This window comes from Arthrobacter sp. M71 S08, assembly GCF_059089725.1.
The window spans coordinates 46116-63255 of the sequence record NZ_JBNHEY010000010.1; the positions used below are offsets into that span (position 1 = coordinate 46116).

Consider the following 17140-nt stretch of genomic DNA (forward strand, 5'->3'; position numbering starts at 1 on the left):
GAACAGCAATCCACGAACACGACACGACAGGCAAGGTTTTATGAGACGCGCAAAGATAGTGGCCACTTTCGGCCCGGCAATCGCGAGCTATGAGAACACCCTCGCAGTTCTCGAGGCCGGGGTGGACGTAGCCCGAATGAACATGAGCCACGGAGACCACTCCGTGCACAACCAGACCTATGAGTTCGTCCGGAAGGCGGCGGAAGAACTCGGCCGTCCGGTAGGCATCTTCGCCGACCTGCAGGGCCCGAAGATCCGTCTGGGCCGCTTCGTCGACGGACCGCACGTACTGTTTCCCGGCGACACCTTCACCATCACCACCGAGGACGTCGAGGGCACTGCGGAAATTTGCTCGACCACCCACAAGGGACTGCCGCAGGACGTCAACGTCGGCGACACCCTCCTGATCGACGACGGCAAGGTCGCGATGCGCGCGGTCGCTGTCGATGACGTAAAGGTCACCGCTGAGGTCACCGTTGGCGGCGCAGTCTCCAACAACAAGGGCATCAACCTGCCCGGCGTGGCCGTCAACGTCCCCGCGCTCAGCGACAAGGATGAGGAAGATCTTCGCTGGGCGATCCAACGCGGTGTCGACATGGTGGCGCTGTCCTTCGTCCGGAATGCCGGCGACGTCGACCGCGTGCACGAGATCATGGACGAGGAGGGCAGGCGTGTTCCGGTCATCGCCAAGATCGAGAAGCCGCAGGCCGTGGACGCGATCGAGGAAATCATCGATGCCTTCGACGCGATCATGGTGGCGCGAGGCGATCTCGGTGTCGAACTGCCTCTCCAGGACGTTCCCATCGTGCAGAAGCGCGCGATCGAGCTCGCCCGCCGCTGGGCCAAGCCGGTCATCGTGGCCACCCAGGTCCTCGAATCCATGATCGACAATCCCCGTCCCACCCGCGCCGAGGCGTCCGACTGCGCCAATGCCGTGCTCGACGGCGCCGACGCGGTCATGCTGTCCGGCGAGACCAGCGTGGGCAAGTACCCGATCGATACGGTCCGCACCATGGCCAACATCATCGAATCCACGGAACAGCACGGCCTCGACCGGGTTCCGCCGCTGGGCAGCAAGCCCAAGACCCGCGGTGGAGCCATCACCCGTGCAGCCGTGGAGATCGCCGACCAGCTGGACGCGAAGTACATCTGTACCTTCACCCAGTCGGGCGACTCCGCACGCCGTCTGTCCCGCCTGCGCCCGCCGAAGCCGGTCTTCGCTTTCACACCGGTGCAGTCGACGCTCAATCAGATGTCGCTGATCTGGGGTGTTCAGCCGATGCTCGTTGAGTATGCCGAGCACACCGACCAGATGACCGCGCAGGTTGACCGCGTCCTGTTCGAGCAGAAGCTTGTGGACCTGAACGATCTCGTTGTCATCGCTGCCGGATCCCCTCCAGGCCAGGCCGGCTCCACGAACTCGATCAAGGTTCACAAGGTGGGCGACATCGCCGACGCGGGCCAACTCCCCGAAGGCTACACGCCGAGCAAGGAAAAGGTTGGCCCCTGGCCGGTCAAGAACAAGCTCAAGTAGACGCAAAAACGTCATATGCAAAGGGACCCCGCCGAGGCGGGGTCCCTTTGCATATGGTCAGCCGGGCGAACCAGCTGACGGGCGTTAGTTGACCTGGTTGATGATGGTCTCTGCGACTTCACGCATACTGAGTCGGCGGTCCATGGACGTCTTCTGGATCCAGCGGAATGCCTCGGGCTCCGTGAGCCCCATCTTGGTGGTGAGCAGGCTCTTCGCCCGCTCAACGAGCTTACGGGTGGCGAACTGCTCCTGGAGGTCCGTTACCTCGTTCTCCAGTGCCTTGATCTCCTCGTGGCGGGAGAGAGCGATCTCGATCGCGGGCACCAGATCGGCGGGGGTGAAGGGCTTGACCACGTACGCCATGGCGCCGGCGTCGCGAGCCCGCTCCACCAGTTCCTTCTGGCTGAAAGCGGTCAGCAGCACGACTGGCGCGATACGCGCTTTCACGATCTGCTCGGCCGCGGTGATCCCGTCCATGACGGGCATCTTCACGTCCATGAGTACGAGGTCCGGCTTGTGTTCCTTTGCCAGCTCAACCGCTTTTTCGCCGTTGTCTGCTTCAGCGACAACGTCGTATCCCTCGCCACGCAGGATCTCCACAATGTCGAGGCGAATGAGGGTTTCATCCTCAGCGACGATGACGCGCCGTGCCGGGCTCGTGTTAGCTGAGTCGCGGTTCTGGGACACTGAGGCTCCTTGGTATGCGTTTACTGGTTCTGCGCTATCCCGGCGGGGAGCTCTGCTCAGGAGTTGCCCTGCACCGGTTCATGGAACAGCCTATCGGCATGTAGAGTAGATTCGCGCACCCGGGGGTCCATTGAGTCATGGAACTCACGTTGGGTGCGCTGCCCGGCCCGAATGGCGGAATTGGCAGACGCGCTGCACTCAAAATGCAGTATCGAAAGGTGTGTGGGTTCGAGTCCCACTTCGGGCACCGTCTATGGTTTTTGATTCGGCACGGCTCGGTTGTGCGCCGCTGCTCGCTGGAGCATGATTTTCAGCTACCCGCTAACGCGCATCCCGGATGAGGTTCGTGATGCGGGCAGTGGAAAGCCGCTTGCCCTCTTCATCCGTCATGACTATCTCGTGGGTGGCCAGCGTGCGGCCCAGATGGATTGCGACGGCGGTTCCCGTCACCAGCCCAGTAGAAGCGGACCGGTGGTGCGTAGCGCTGATCTCTATACCGACTGCCTGCCGGTTCGGGCCGGCGTGGATGCCGGCAGCAAATGAGCCGAGGGTTTCCGCGAGCACAAGGTGGGCCCCGCCATGCAGGATGCCTGCCACCTGCTGATTTCCCTCGACCGGCATGGTGGCAACCATTTTCTCCGCGCTCATCTCCTGAAAGACAATTCCCATCTTCGCGGCGAGCCGCCCAATGCCGTGGCTGCGAAGCCATTCGTGCATGTGCTCCGGAACACCCGCCCCCGTCAGCTCGGCGAGATAGGGGTGGGCGCCGTCGGAACCTGGTTCCGGAGTGAATTTGTCATCCATGGGAACTAGGCTGGCACCTGTGAGCCAAACAAACCAAACCGTAGATCCGGACGTGCAGACCGACGTGCAAAGCAGCGTTCAAACCGACGTCAACTCAGGCGCAGCTCCTGCGCCGGCGCACACTCTGGAGCGTTCGCGTCTTCTGGTGGTCGATGGCCACTCGATGGCGTTTCGGGCCTTCTACGCGCTGCCGGCCGAGAACTTCTCCACAGATACCGGCCAGCACACCAACGCGGTTTACGGGTTCACCGCCATGCTGATCAACCTGCTGCGGGACCAGGAGCCCACCCACGTAGCCGTAGCCTTCGACCTCGATACACCGACTTTCAGGGACGAGGAATACTCCGAGTACAAGGGCGGGCGGTCCCGCACCCCTGAGGAGTTCCACGGCCAGATCGACCTGATCATCAAGGTGCTGGAAGCCATGCGCATTCCCACCCTGTCGATGGAAGGCTATGAGGCCGACGACGTGCTCGCTACCCTCGCGGTCGATGCCGCCAACCGGGGCTGGGACGTCCAGGTAGTCAGCGGGGACCGCGATGTCTTCCAGCTCGTCAACGACCGCGTGACGGTGCTGTATCCGAAGCAGGGCGTCACCAACATCCCCCAGATGGATGCCAAGGCGGTGGAGGAGAAGTACTTCGTTCCGCCGCACCTCTACTCCGACCTCGCAGCGCTTGTGGGCGAGACCGCAGACAACCTCGCGGGCGTGCCCGGCGTCGGCCCGAAGACCGCGGCCAAGTGGATCCTGAAGTATGGCGGGCTCGAGGGCATTCTGGAGAACCTGGAATCCATCGGCGGCAAGGTCGGGATTGCCCTGCGGGAGAACATTGAGAACGTCAAGCGCAACCGGCGCCTCAACCGCCTCCTGACGGACCTGGAACTGCCGGTCGACCTGCAGGCCATGGCCGCGCAGCGTCCCGACCGCGACGCGGTGGAGGATCTGTTCGACGCGCTCCAGTTCAACGTGCTCAGGAAGCGCCTGTTTGATCTGTTCGGTGAGGAAGAGCCGGACACCGCCCGGGACGAAATGGCGCCGCCCGAGCACCGGACACTCACGGCCGCGGATGAGCTGACCGGCTGGATCAACGGAACCAATCAGTCCACCGCCGCCGTGCATGTGGTCACGCGGTCCACGAGCGGGGGAGAGGAGGCCATCGGCGTCGCCCTCGTTACGGCGTCGGCGGCGGTCTACGTGCCGTTCGAGGAGCTGGACGCGGACGCTGAGCGAGTCGTCGGGCAGTGGCTGCAGGATCTGGACGCACCCAAAGTGGTGCATGACTTCAAGGCGGCCTACAAGCTGCTCCACGCACGAGGCTTCACCCTTGCCGGAGAGGTGGATGACACGGCAATCTCCGGCTACCTCATCCAGCCCGACCGGCGCAGCTATGAACTTGCTGACCTCAGCCAGGTACACCTGAAGCTCACGCTACCGACGTCGGCGGCTGCCGCCGGCGGCCAGCAGGCGTTGGCACTCGAGGAGGAAGACGTCGCAACTCCTGCAGTTGCCGCCGCCTTTGCCGCGCTCGAGCTCAGCCGCCACTTCGCCGGCCAGCTGGTCGAGCGCGGCGCCAACCAGCTGCTCGCGGGGCTGGAGCTTCCCCTCTCCGAGGTGCTCGCGCGCATGGAACTGACGGGTATCAGCGTCGCCATCGATGGTCTCGATCGTCTCTACGACGACTTCTCCGCCACGATGGCAAACACCAGCGCCGAGGCGTTCAGGATCATCGGCAAGGAGATCAACCTAGGTTCACCCAAACAGCTGCAGGCTGTGCTGTTCGATGAGCTCGCCCTTCCGAAGACCAAAAAGATCAAGACAGGCTACTCCACCGACGCGGACGCCCTCACGGACCTGATCGTCAAGACGGGGCACCCGTTCCTGGAGCAGTTGCTGGCCCACCGGGACGCCTCCAAGCTCCGCCAGACCGTGGAAGGCCTGCGCAAGTCAGTTGCCGACGACGGCCGCATCCACACCACGTACGTACAGACGATCGCGGCGACAGGGCGCCTGTCGTCGATGAATCCGAACCTGCAGAACATCCCGATCCGTTCCGATGAGGGGCGCAGGATCCGGGAGGCATTCGTGGTGGGAGAGGGCTTTGACTGCCTGATGACCGCCGATTACTCACAGATCGAAATGCGCATCATGGCGCACCTCTCCGGCGACGAGGGCCTGATCGAGGCGTTCAAAGAGGGTGAGGATCTTCACCGTTTCGTCGGCTCCCACATCTTCAACGTGGCGCCCGAGGAGGTCACCAACGCCATGCGCTCCAAGGTCAAGGCCATGTCCTACGGGCTGGTCTACGGCCTGAGCTCGTTCGGGCTGTCCAAGCAGCTCGCGATCTCCGTGGATGAAGCCCGGACCCTCATGGGCGATTACTTCGACCGGTTCGGCGCAGTGCGGGATTATCTGCGCGGAATCGTTGAACAGGCTCGGAAGGACGGCTTCACATCGACCATCGAGGGGAGGCGGCGGTATCTCCCGGATCTCTCGAGCGACAACCGCCAGCTTCGGGAGATGGCGGAGCGTGCAGCCCTCAATGCGCCCATCCAGGGATCGGCTGCCGACATCATCAAGAAGGCGATGCTCGGCGTTGACGACGAGTTGCGGTCCCGCCGGCTCACCTCGAGGATGCTGCTGCAGGTGCATGACGAACTGGTCCTCGAAATCGCTCCCGGTGAGAAGGACGAGGTGGAGCAGCTCGTACGAGCCGAAATGGCCGGGGCCGCTGATCTCTCGGTTCCGCTCGATGTCTCGGTGGGAACCGGCGCCAGCTGGCACGAAGCGGCGCACTAGGTCCGCGTACACGGGCATGGCCTGTCAATGCAGGGAGGATTAGGCTGGGGTCTCGTGAGCACGCAAACATCCACTGACACGTCAGCACCTCCGATCCGCATCGAAACCTTTTCCGTAGGTCAGGACACCGACACCTCGGCGGAAGGTCCGCTCGCTGCGTGGTTCGAGGGGGTGAGCTTCGGCTTCCACGAAGGCCGGCTCGAAATCGAGGACCTGCCGAAGCTAGCCGAAGCGTACGCATCGGATCGGCGCATCCTGTGGGGAGCGTACGACGACAATCCCGGGCCCCATGCCTGGAATCCGCGGATTCCCGTCGCGACGTACGGCACCATGGTGAATTCGCTGAACGTGGGTGGCGGCAGGTTCGTGGATGCCCACCTGGTCACAGCCGTCACGGTCCGGCCTACGCACCGGCGTCGGGGGCTGCTTCGCCGTATGATTACCGCCGACCTGCAGGGCGCGGTTGAACGCGGCCATGCGGTTGCCGCCCTGACGGCGTCGGAGGCAACCATCTACGGCCGCTTCGGTTTTGGTACGGCAACCCACACCACGTCGATCGAGGTGGATGTCCGGGAACGGTTCGCCGTCACGTCGGCACCGTACGGGCGGATGGAGGTCGTGGAGGCGGATGCCGCCGTCGGGATCACACAGGAGGTCTTCGCCGGTTTTCACGCCCGCACGAGGGGGTCGATCGGCCGCCAGTTCGCCTACGCCCGCCGGTCAGCCGGCCTGTGGGGGGACGACCGTCCGCAACCGGACAAGGCGCTGCGCACCGCTGTCCATTACGACGACGACGGCCGCCCGGATGCTTTCGCCTCCTACTCCTTCGCGGGATGGGAGAAGACGCCGTACACGATGCGGCTGAAGGACCTTGTCGCCGTTTCGGACGCCGCCTACCTTGAACTGTGGCGCTACCTGGGGTCGCTGGACCTGATTGAACGGGTCACCTTCGGCATGGCGCCGGTTCAGGACCCGCTCCCGTGGGCGCTGGCAGACCGACGCTGCCGGGAACTGAAGTCCGACGAGGACGCACTGTGGCTGCGCATCCTTGATCCGGTGGTGGCTCTGGGCCAGCGACACTACGAGCACGACGGCGTGCTGTCCCTGTCCGTCACGGATGCGCTTGGCCACGCCGAGGGGGCATTCCAGCTCACTGTGGCGAACGGCGTGGGCAACGTGCGGAAGCTCGATGGCGGCGAGGAGACCGACATTACGCTCGACGTCTCCGCACTGGGTTCGCTGTATCTCGGAGGCGTGGACGCGGAGATCCTGGCGGCAGCCGGCAACCTGACCGAGCGTTTGCCGGGCGGAGCCGAACACGCCGCGAAGCTCTTTGCGGTAGCCCGGGCACCGTACTGCATCACGCACTTCTGATCCGCTGCGGCGGATCCGTTGCCTTATCCGCCGCGCGGACAGTCCGTGACGCTTTGACCCGCGTTGCGGCACAACGCTAGACTAGGTGGGCATGTCCCGCGCACAGTGGGTCCTGTTACGTGTTCTGCACGGTGTTATTTCCATATTTCCATTTGTCCGCATCCGGGCAGGTTCCTCACGGTAGGTACATCAAGTGTGTCTCTCCGTGCAGTGCCGCAAACAAGTCCGGATCAACTCATAATCCACAACGGAGCCCCAACTACATGACCATCACCACCACCGAGAAGCCAGGTGCCCCGCAGGTCGCTATCAACGACATCGGCACCGCTGAGGACTTCCTCGCAGCCATTGACGCCACCATCAAGTACTTCAACGACGGAGACCTCGTTGAAGGAACGGTTGTCAAGGTTGACCGGGATGAAGTTCTGCTCGACATCGGTTACAAGACCGAAGGTGTCATCCCTTCCCGCGAGCTTTCCATCAAGCACGATGTCGATCCGGGGGACGTGGTCTCCGTTGGTGACGAGGTTGAAGCGCTTGTCCTCACGAAGGAAGACAAAGAAGGCCGCCTGATCCTCTCCAAGAAGCGCGCACAGTACGAGCGCGCCTGGGGCGACATCGAGAAGGTCAAGGAAGAAGACGGTGTTGTCACCGGTACGGTCATCGAGGTTGTCAAGGGTGGTCTTATCCTCGACATCGGCCTGCGCGGCTTCCTTCCCGCTTCGCTCGTCGAGATGCGTCGTGTCCGCGACCTCGCTCCGTACATCGGTCAGCAGATCGAAGCCAAGATCATCGAGCTGGACAAGAACCGCAACAACGTTGTGCTGTCCCGCCGTGCATGGCTCGAGCAGACCCAGTCCGAGGTACGCTCCACCTTCCTCAACAAGCTGGAAAAGGGCCAGGTCCGTCCGGGCGTTGTCTCCTCCATCGTCAACTTCGGTGCATTCGTCGATCTCGGCGGCGTAGATGGTCTGGTTCACGTTTCGGAGCTTTCCTGGAAGCACATCGACCACCCGTCCGAGGTTGTCGAGGTTGGCCAGGAAGTCACCGTAGAGGTACTCGAAGTCGATCTGGACCGCGAGCGCGTCTCGCTGTCGCTGAAGGCGACCCAGGAAGATCCGTGGCAGACCTTCGCCCGCACTCACGCGCTGGGCCAGGTCGTGCCCGGTAAGGTCACCAAGCTGGTTCCGTTCGGTGCGTTCGTACGCGTCGAAGACGGCATCGAGGGCCTCGTTCACATCTCCGAGCTCGCTGTGCGCCACGTTGAACTGGCTGAGCAGGTTGTCTCCGTCAATGACGAGCTGTTCGTCAAGGTCATCGACATCGACCTCGAGCGCCGCCGTATCTCGCTGTCCCTCAAGCAGGCCAACGAGGGTGTCGACGCCGACAGCACCGAATTCGATCCGGCTCTCTACGGCATGGCCGCTGAGTACGACGAAGAAGGCAACTACAAGTACCCCGAGGGCTTCGATCCCGAGTCCAACGAGTGGCTGGAAGGCTACGAGACCCAGCGCGCCGCATGGGAAGCCCAGTACGCTGAGGCCCAGTCCCGCTGGGAGGCTCACAAGAAGCAGGTTGTACAGCACGCGTCCGACGACGCCGCTGCAGCCAACGAGCCTGTCGACTCCGGCACCACCAGCTACTCCTCGGAGCCGGCACCTGAGTCCCATCCGGTAGGGTCCGGTACCCTCGCGTCGGATGAGGCTCTCGCGGCACTCCGTGAGAAGCTGACCGGCAACTAGGTCGCATCATCAACGCAGGAAGCCTCCGCCCACCGGCGGGGGCTTCCTGCGTTAACGGCGGTTTGCGCCGCCCCGCCCGGGCCGCTGGGGGATCAGCCTCGGCGAGTGGACACAGTGACGGTGAACTTGCGGTTGCGAGCCACCTGCCGGGTGGGCCCCACGAGGCGATCGAGGGCTCCGCGGTACTGCAGGTGGCTGTTCCATACCGTCCATAACTCACCCCCCGGTTCCAGGACCCGCCCGGCCTCGGCGAACAGCTTCAGCGCGATCCCCGCATGGACGGTATGACCGGAGTGGAACGGCGGATTCAGGACGATGAGCTCGTCTCCGGCATCCGGCCGCCCCGAGAGTGCGTCATCACGCACGACGGCGACCCGTCCGCCGACGCGGTTCGCCTCCACTGTTGCGCCGGCGGCGGCCACGGCCGCAGCCGAGGTGTCAGTGGCGGTGACCGAAAGTTCCGGGTGGACCAACGCAAGATACGCGGCAATCGACCCGTTCCCGCACCCGAGGTCCACCGCATGAGCTGCCGGGCGGACGTCGCCCAGGTGAGGCAGGAGGAACCGGGTCCCGGGATCGAGTTTCGCGCCGCCGAAGGTCGCGCCGTAGGCGCGCAGCTGGAGGGGACGGGGGAGTCCGACGTCGTACTCTGCTGCCGTGGGAAACGGCGACGGACCCACCGGTACGGAGCCGGTTGCTGTGAGCACACGGGACTTCTGGCGGGCAAGACCCGCGGTGACGGTGTGGAAGTAGCGGCCCAGGACGGCCGTCATGGCCGTAGTCATGTGCTTGACCCTTCCCCCCGCCAGGACAGTGACGCCGGCGTCGGCACCTGCGGCGATACACCACGCAATCTCCTCCAGCGCCTCGAGGGAACGGGGAAGCTGCAGCAGCACCAACCGGACGCCGTCGAAAAGATCCTTGCTGAGAGCGGCCGAGGTGTATTGTCCGTCGAACCCGAATTTGCGCGCGTTCACCTCCAGCGCCCGCTCGCCGGTGAGTGAATCCTGGTGGACGCGTACCCGCTCGGCGCCGGCGTGCAGTGCTCCGAGCGTGAGAGCGCCATGTGTGTCACCGACCACGGCGACCTCGCCGGAGGCGGACCCGCGCAGGTCGTCGCCGGCGATATCCAGGAGGAGCCGATCGGTTGCGTCGGCGGCAAAAAGGTTCTCTGCCTCGACGTCCGGCCAGCGCCGCAGGGACTCGAAGCTGAACCCGCTCACGTGGGCTTCGGGATGTGCCGGCCGTTCAGTCACCACTCCAGTCTAGGCATTTGCCGCGACAACATCGGTCAACGCTACACCCGCCCATTGCAGCATGTGGCAGCGCCACCTTATCCCATTTGCGGCCCCGACCGGGCAGGTCACAACTCGCCCTCACCGTGTTTTCTCCGTAGACTGACGACCTGGAGAGCCGGGAAGTCTGGTCGGCGTGCACATTGTTGAGCCCGAATTCCAAGGAGTCGCCCATGTCGAGCCATGACCCCACCGTCCGCCCCGAGGACCACAGTCGCGATACGCTGCGGCGCGGCAGTTACCGCGAAGTCCTGCGCGTCGGGGAGATTCTGCGCAAGGAAACCGTTGGCGGCATACTGCTGGTGGTCGCAGCGCTGATCGCAATCGTGTGGGCGAACTCTCCTGCCGCGGACACCTACTTCGCTCTGCGTGATTACGAGATCGGCTATGAGCCCTGGCACCTGCGGCTCAGCCTGGGCGCGTGGGCAGCGGACGGGCTGCTGGCCATCTTCTTCTTCCTCGTGGGCCTGGAGCTGAAGCGTGAGTTTGTAGCCGGTGATCTGAGACAGTTCAGCAAAGCCCTCGTTCCGATAGCCGCGGCTGTGGGAGGGGTTGTTGTTCCGGCACTGATCTACACCGGATTCAACCTGGCCATACCGGAGAGTGTGAATGGATGGGCTATCCCCACAGCCACCGATATTGCCTTCGCCGTGGCGGTGCTGGCCATCATCGGATCCCACCTGCCTCCCACGTTGAGGCTGTTTCTGCTGACTCTTGCGGTGGTTGATGATCTGCTGGCTATCACGATCATCGCGGTTTTCTATACCGATGACGTGGCGTTCAGCCCGTTGTTGCTCGCCCTGGTTCCGTTGGTAATCTACGCCGTCCTTGCCCACCGACTGACCGGGTTCTTCAGCCGGCATGCCTGGGCAGCCTGGGTAATCCTGCTGCCTCTCGGGATAGTGGTCTGGGTGCTGGTTCACGAGGCCGGTGTCCACGCCACCGTTGCCGGTGTTCTGCTTGGTTTTGCTGTCCCGGTGATGCGCAGCAGCTCCAGAGGAGGCCCCGAGGCCGGAGCAGGGCTGGCCGAGGAATTCGAACACCGCTTCCGCCCCCTCTCGGCAGGCTTCGCTGTTCCTGTCTTCGCGTTCTTCTCCGCAGGTGTTGCTGTAGGCGGTTGGGAGGGACTCACCACAGCCCTTGCCGCACCGGTCACTCTGGGTATCATCGCTGGGCTCATAGTGGGCAAGCCCATTGGAATTGTGGGCGCCACCTGGCTTACGACGAAGATCACGCGGCGGCAGCTGGATCCGTCATTCCGGTGGATTGATCTGGTGGGCGTTTCGCTTCTGGCAGGAATCGGGTTCACCGTCTCCCTGCTTATTGCCGAACTCAGTTTCGCGGCCGGCAGTATCGAGACGGACTACGCAAAGGTCGCCGTTCTGACGGCTTCGGTTGGTGCCGCGCTGTTGGCCTCGGCCATCCTTGTCTCCCGCAACCGCCATTACCGCCAGGTCGAAGCGCTGGAGTCCGTTGATGCGGACCATGACGGCATTCCGGATGTCTATGAGGAGGACGAAGTCTCCGATCGTCGCCCGTAGGAACGTCCGGGGGACCGTTTCCGCAGTTCGCGGGAGCGGAACCCGCCCGGGGGTTACCCGGGGGTAGCCTTGCATTCATGCTGAGAGTTGGTTTGACGGGCGGGATCGCCGCGGGGAAGTCACTGGCCGCGTCTGCGCTGCAGGAACTCGGAGCAGTACTCATCGACGCCGATCAGCTTGCGCGGGCCGTGGTGGAGCCGGGCACAGAAGGTCTGCGGGAGGTAGTTGCGGCGTTCGGGGAAGGGGTCCTTCGCCAGGACGGCTCCCTGGACCGGCCGGCACTGGGGGCAAGGATCTTCGCTGACCCTGCCGGGCGTGCAACCCTGAACGGGATCATCCACCCCCGGGTCCGGCGGGAGGCAGCGAGAGCCGAGGCGGCCGCCCGCGCAGCATCAGCCGGTGCAGTCGTCGTGCATGACATTCCGCTCCTCGTGGAGACCGGGCAGGAGGACAGCTTCCACCTTGTGATTGTCGTCGATGCCCCTGCGGAGATCCGCGTGCGCCGCATGGTGGAGAACCGGGGGATGACAAATCAGGAGGCGCGGAAGCGTATCGCGGCGCAGGCCGACTCAACCACGCGGAATGCGGCGGCCGACGTCGTACTTGATAACTCCGGATCTCCGGAGGACCTGGTGTGTGCGCTGCGCGAACTGTGGACGGGGCGGATTCTCCCTTTCGCCCGGAACATGGAGAAACGGCAGAGGGCTGAACGCCGCGGCGGTCCGGTGCTGGTACAGGATGTGGACTGGCCGCGGCAGGCGGCCCTCCTGGCCCGTCGGCTGACCCGGGTCGACCCCCGCGTACTCGGCGTCGACCACATTGGCTCCACATCTGTTCCCGGGCTGCAGGCCAAGGACATCCTGGATCTCCAGATGACGGTCGCATCGCTCGAGGATGCCGACGGTCTCGAAAACCCCCTGGCCGAGGCCGGTTTTCCCCGCCTGCCGGGTACCTGGCACGACACCCCCACCGCCGAAGTGCCCCAGCAGGAAAAGTGGCAGAAGCGGTTGCATTGCAACGCCGATCCAGGGCGGCCGGTGAACCTGCACGTGCGTGTTAAGGGCTCGCCCGGCTGGGAGTACGCCCTGGCATTCCGCGACTGGCTGCGCGTTGAACCGGACATGCTGGCGGCCTATGCGGCCGAAAAGGACCGGTGTGCCCGGATCCACCGGGACGACGCCGGCACGGCCGGTTACGCCGCCTGCAAGGAGGACTGGTTCACCACCTTCGCGGCGCCCCGGCTGGGCGCGTGGAGGAGCGACGTCGACTGGTCACCGGAGCCTCCGGCGGCACCGTAGGCGATGTTCAGCCTCCAGCAAAGAGCACCCTTTGCGGACTGTGGTTGTCCGAGGCGGGCGGTAACGTAAGACTATGAGTCTTGCGCAGGAGATCAACCGCGTTGTCGCACCCTTCGAGGTGATCAGCGAGTACCAGCCGGCCGGCGATCAGCCTACTGCCATCAAGGAACTTGCCGGGCGGATCAACGCCGGTGAGAAGGATGTCGTGCTGCTTGGCGCCACCGGTACCGGCAAGAGCGCTACCACGGCGTGGCTCATCGAACAGGTTCAGCGGCCAACCCTGGTCATGGTGCAGAACAAGACCCTCGCGGCGCAGCTCGCCAACGAATTCCGTGAGCTGCTACCCAATAACGCGGTCGAGTACTTCGTCTCCTACTACGACTACTACCAGCCCGAAGCGTACGTGCCGCAGACCGATACCTTCATCGAGAAGGACTCCTCGGTCAACGAGGAAGTGGAACGTCTCCGGCACTCGGCCACCAACGCACTGCTGACCCGGCGCGATGTCATAGTCGTTGCCACCGTGTCCTGCATCTACGGCCTCGGCACTCCTGAGGAATACGTTTCAGCGATGGTCACCCTCCGGCAGGGCCAGGAAATGAACCGGGATGACCTGCTGCGCAAGTTCGTCGCAATGCAGTATGTCCGCAACGACATGGACTTCCACCGCGGAACTTTCCGGGTGCGCGGAGACACCGTCGAGATCATTCCCATGTATGAGGAGCTCGCGCTGCGCATCGAGTTCTTCGGTGACGAGGTCGAACGGATCTACACCCTCCACCCGCTCACCGGAGAGGTGGTGCGGGAAGAAACGGAGATGTACGTATTCCCGGCGTCGCACTATGTGGCTGGGCCGGAGCGCATGAGCCGCGCGATCACCCGGATTGAGGACGAGCTGCGCGAGCGCCTTCAGGAGCTTGAGTCACAGAACAAGCTGGTCGAGGCGCAGCGGCTGCGCATGCGGACCACCTATGACCTCGAAATGATGCAGCAGATGGGGTTCTGCAACGGCATCGAGAACTATTCGCGGCACATCGACGGTCGCCCTACGGGAAGCGCCCCGCACTGCCTTCTCGACTACTTCCCGGATGACTTCCTGCTCGTCGTGGATGAGTCGCATGTCACCATCCCGCAGATCGGCGCCATGTATGAGGGCGACATGTCGCGCAAGCGCACGCTCGTGGACCACGGCTTCCGTCTGCCTTCCGCCATGGACAACCGGCCGTTGAAGTGGGACGAGTTCCTGGAGCGCATCGGCCAGACCGTCTACCTTTCCGCAACCCCCGGCAAGTACGAGCTCAGCAAGTCGGACGGTTACGTCCAGCAGATCATCCGGCCCACCGGCCTGGTCGATCCGGAAGTGATCATCAAGCCCAGCAAGGGGCAGATCGATGACCTCCTGGGCGAGATCCAGGTCCGGGTGGAGCGGGACGAGCGTGTCCTGGTCACCACCCTGACCAAGCGGATGGCAGAAGACCTCACCGGGTATCTTCTTGAGCACGGGGTGAAGGTCGAGTACCTGCACTCCGATGTGGACACGCTGCGCCGGGTGGAGCTCCTGCGCGAGCTCCGGATGGGTACGTTCGATGTGCTCGTCGGTATCAACCTGCTGAGGGAAGGGCTCGACCTTCCGGAGGTATCCCTGGTGAGCATCCTCGATGCGGACAAGGAAGGCTTCCTGCGCAGCTCGACGTCGCTGATCCAGACCATCGGACGCGCGGCCCGAAATGTTTCAGGCCAGGTCCACATGTACGCGGACCGGATTACCGACTCGATGGCGAAGGCGATCGAGGAAACCAACCGCCGTCGTGACATCCAGATTGCGTTCAACAAGAAGCACGGTGTGGACCCGCAGCCGCTCCGGAAACGCATCGCGGACATCACCGACACCCTCGCGAGGGAGGACGCCGACACACGCGCCCTGCTCGAGAAGACAGCGAAGGCCTCGAAGGGCAAGGGTAAGGGCAAGGGCAAGGTCGCAGCCGTCCGGCATGACGGTCTCGCCGCGGTGCCCGCGGAAGACCTCACCGATCTGATCGGCCAGCTGACTGAACAGATGCATGCCGCCGCGGAAGAGCTACAGTTCGAACTCGCGGCACGCCTGCGGGACGAGGTGAGCGACCTGAAGAAGGAGCTGCGGCAGATGCAGTCCGCCGGGCACGCCTGACCCATGACGGAACAGGCAGGAGTCGGCAGCGGGTCGTTCACCGAGATCCGAATCCACGGCATCGGGGACCACGAGTACTACACCAGCCTCGGGCTGCCTGTGGAGAAGCGGTTGAACTCCTGGGTTCAGGTAGCAACACCGCCACCGCTGCCGGATCACCGTTTGCGCATCCTCAACTGGTCGCGGTCCCGCCGGCAGACAACAGGCTTTCTGTGGTACCTCGCGTTCCCGTTCACGCTCGCGAACGTGGCCGGGCGCATGGAGCCCGTCGGAGCAGGTACCGCCTCCGCCGCCTTCCTGCGCGCAACCGTGGCTGCAGTCGCTGTGGTTCTGACCCTGTCGCAGCTTGCCTGGCTGATCGTGCTGGGCGAAACAATCCTGCGCTATCTCAACCTCATGCCGTCCGTCCTGCGGGCCGTGCCGCTGATCGCTGCAGCCCTGCTCACCACCTGGCTGGCGCACCGCTACCTGACCGTGGTGAAAGCCCAGTCAGGCCAGCTTCGCTCCCATGTCCTGCCGTTGGCGCACGCAGCAGTCGTGATCGGTGCGGGAATTCTCTTGAGCCTCGCCCCACCGGCCCAGCTCATCCACAGCGGGTGGCCATCCACACCCATGCCCGATGGTGTGTCCCGGCTGGATGCCATGGCACTGTGGATCGCATTGAGCACAGGCATCGCTTTCGCCGCCTCGCTTCTTCTGGCCATCCGCAGCAATATCGGTTCTGGGGGCGCAAACCGCCCGAATGCGCCGCTCGCGGCCGCAGGCATCCTGCTCGCTGTCGCCGTACCCCTCATGCACGCGGTGACTGCTCTTGTCCGCATGGTCATGGATAACCTGCTGGGCTATGTCACCGGCCTTTTTGGATGGGTCCGCGGGCCGCAGCCGCACTCGGGCATTCTCCTTCCGTACGACAATCCCGCTGACCCGGGCGACAGCCGCCTCGACCTCTTTCCTTTTCTCGCGCTCATCGCCGTGGTGGCAGCATTGGTGGCCGCCGCCGTCGTGCTGGTTTCCGTTCCAGGGCCGGGTCTGCCGCCCCTCGCCGGCGGCAGGGCCGCCCGCGGGCGCTGGTGGCATAGCTTCTCTGCCGCGGCGCCGCGGTTGCTGCCCCGGATCCTCCCGCTCGCGATCGCGCTGGCCTTGGCCGCTATGACGACGGCGGTCCTCCTCGGAGAAGGCCGGCTCGGTGGTCCGTGGCTGGCCTTGGCGATACTGGGGCTGCAGATCGCGGGTGCGGTAGTGGTGCTGGTGGTGCTTCTCGGACAGCTCCGTCCCATGCGGGAGGTGCTCGGGAAGATTGCCGACGTCGCCGGCTTCTGGCCGGTAAGGGACCATCCATTGGCCGGGTCGTCATACCGGGACGCAGTGGTCGACGGCATCTCCGAGCTGGTTGACCGCCACGCCGGAGGTGAGGTGGTACTCGTCGCCCACAGCCAGGGGTCGGTGCTCTGCGCGTGGCTCATTGCGCGGGCGCGCACTGCCACGGTGCGTCCGCACCTGGTCACGACGGGGTCGCCGCTGGGCTCGGTATACACCCGGTTCTTTCCAGCCACCTTCACGCCGCAGCTCCTGGCTGAGGTCGCGGCCGGCACCCGGAGCTGGACCAACTTCTGGCGGGACACCGACCCGATCGGCTTCCCCATTGTCCACGCCTCGAACCGGGAGCTGCCGGACCCACGCGCCGACGGCATAGTCCGTAGCCACAGCGACTACTGGACCGAGCCGGAGATCGTTGCCCGGGTTGCTGCGCTTGCCCCGCGGCGTTTCTGACCCACGACACGTTTCTTCATCCGTACTGAAACGCAGGTACGATGGGTCGAACGTAGGGGAGTATCCTTTTGCGCTACGAACGTCAACACGCAGGCCGACGACGGCCAGCCGGGCGTAGCGGTCGCACACAG

The 17140-nt window shown here is 64.3% G+C and carries 11 protein-coding genes and 1 tRNA gene; 9 read left to right on the forward strand and 3 right to left on the reverse strand.

The window, feature by feature from the left end; translation table 11 throughout:
• The first annotated feature begins 40 nt into the window (after positions 1-40).
• Entirely contained in the window at positions 41-1534 is a 1494-nt protein-coding gene (gene pyk, locus AC5RTB_RS15920) for a pyruvate kinase (RefSeq protein ID WP_494062023.1), read from the forward strand.
• Between the two features lie 84 nt (positions 1535-1618).
• On the opposite strand, the gene AC5RTB_RS15925 is transcribed toward pyk, so the two are convergent.
• Positions 1619-2221 carry an ANTAR domain-containing response regulator gene (locus AC5RTB_RS15925; RefSeq protein WP_494062024.1) on the reverse strand — a complete coding sequence of 201 codons (603 nt, stop codon included), beginning with the start codon at positions 2219-2221 and terminating at the stop codon, positions 1619-1621.
• A gap of 165 nt (positions 2222-2386) precedes the next feature.
• Between AC5RTB_RS15925 and AC5RTB_RS15930 the strand changes: the two genes are divergently transcribed.
• Positions 2387-2468, forward strand: a tRNA-Leu gene (locus AC5RTB_RS15930).
• Between the two features lie 74 nt (positions 2469-2542).
• On the opposite strand, the gene AC5RTB_RS15935 is transcribed toward AC5RTB_RS15930, so the two are convergent.
• Positions 2543-3025, reverse strand: coding sequence for a PaaI family thioesterase (locus AC5RTB_RS15935; RefSeq protein WP_494062025.1), 483 nt, complete (start codon positions 3023-3025; stop codon positions 2543-2545).
• Between the two features lie 163 nt (positions 3026-3188).
• Here AC5RTB_RS15935 and polA point away from each other — a divergent pair, with 163 nt between their 5' ends.
• The 3 genes from polA to rpsA all read left to right on the forward strand — a co-directional run bounded on the left by polA (position 3189) and on the right by rpsA (position 8938).
• Positions 3189-5822 (forward strand): DNA polymerase I, encoded by a 2634-nt coding sequence (gene polA / locus AC5RTB_RS15940; RefSeq protein ID WP_494062101.1) that lies wholly within the window; start codon positions 3189-3191, stop codon positions 5820-5822.
• A gap of 54 nt (positions 5823-5876) precedes the next feature.
• Entirely contained in the window at positions 5877-7196 is a 1320-nt protein-coding gene (locus AC5RTB_RS15945; RefSeq protein ID WP_494062026.1) for a GNAT family N-acetyltransferase, read from the forward strand.
• 263 nt (positions 7197-7459) lie between these two features.
• Complete coding sequence (gene rpsA, locus AC5RTB_RS15950) at positions 7460-8938, forward strand: 30S ribosomal protein S1 (RefSeq protein WP_494062027.1); 1479 nt, start codon at positions 7460-7462, stop codon at positions 8936-8938.
• A gap of 92 nt (positions 8939-9030) precedes the next feature.
• Here the strand turns inward: rpsA and AC5RTB_RS15955 are convergent, their stop codons facing one another.
• Complete coding sequence (locus tag AC5RTB_RS15955; RefSeq protein ID WP_494062028.1) at positions 9031-10194, reverse strand: class I SAM-dependent methyltransferase; 1164 nt, start codon at positions 10192-10194, stop codon at positions 9031-9033.
• 212 nt (positions 10195-10406) lie between these two features.
• Here AC5RTB_RS15955 and nhaA point away from each other — a divergent pair, with 212 nt between their 5' ends.
• The 4 genes from nhaA to AC5RTB_RS15975 all read left to right on the forward strand — a co-directional run bounded on the left by nhaA (position 10407) and on the right by AC5RTB_RS15975 (position 17009).
• Positions 10407-11774, forward strand: a complete 1368-nt coding sequence (nhaA, locus tag AC5RTB_RS15960; RefSeq protein WP_494062029.1) for a Na+/H+ antiporter NhaA — start codon at positions 10407-10409, stop codon at positions 11772-11774.
• 77 nt (positions 11775-11851) lie between these two features.
• Entirely contained in the window at positions 11852-13072 is a 1221-nt protein-coding gene (gene coaE / locus AC5RTB_RS15965; RefSeq protein ID WP_494062030.1) for a dephospho-CoA kinase, read from the forward strand.
• Positions 13073-13145: 73 nt separating this feature from the next.
• Positions 13146-15239 (forward strand): excinuclease ABC subunit UvrB, encoded by a 2094-nt coding sequence (gene uvrB / locus AC5RTB_RS15970; protein ID WP_494062031.1) that lies wholly within the window; start codon positions 13146-13148, stop codon positions 15237-15239.
• Between the two features lie 3 nt (positions 15240-15242).
• Positions 15243-17009: a hypothetical protein gene (locus AC5RTB_RS15975; protein ID WP_494062032.1), complete on the forward strand. Its 1767-nt coding sequence runs from the start codon at positions 15243-15245 to the stop codon at positions 17007-17009.
• The last annotated feature ends 131 nt before the right edge of the window (positions 17010-17140 follow it).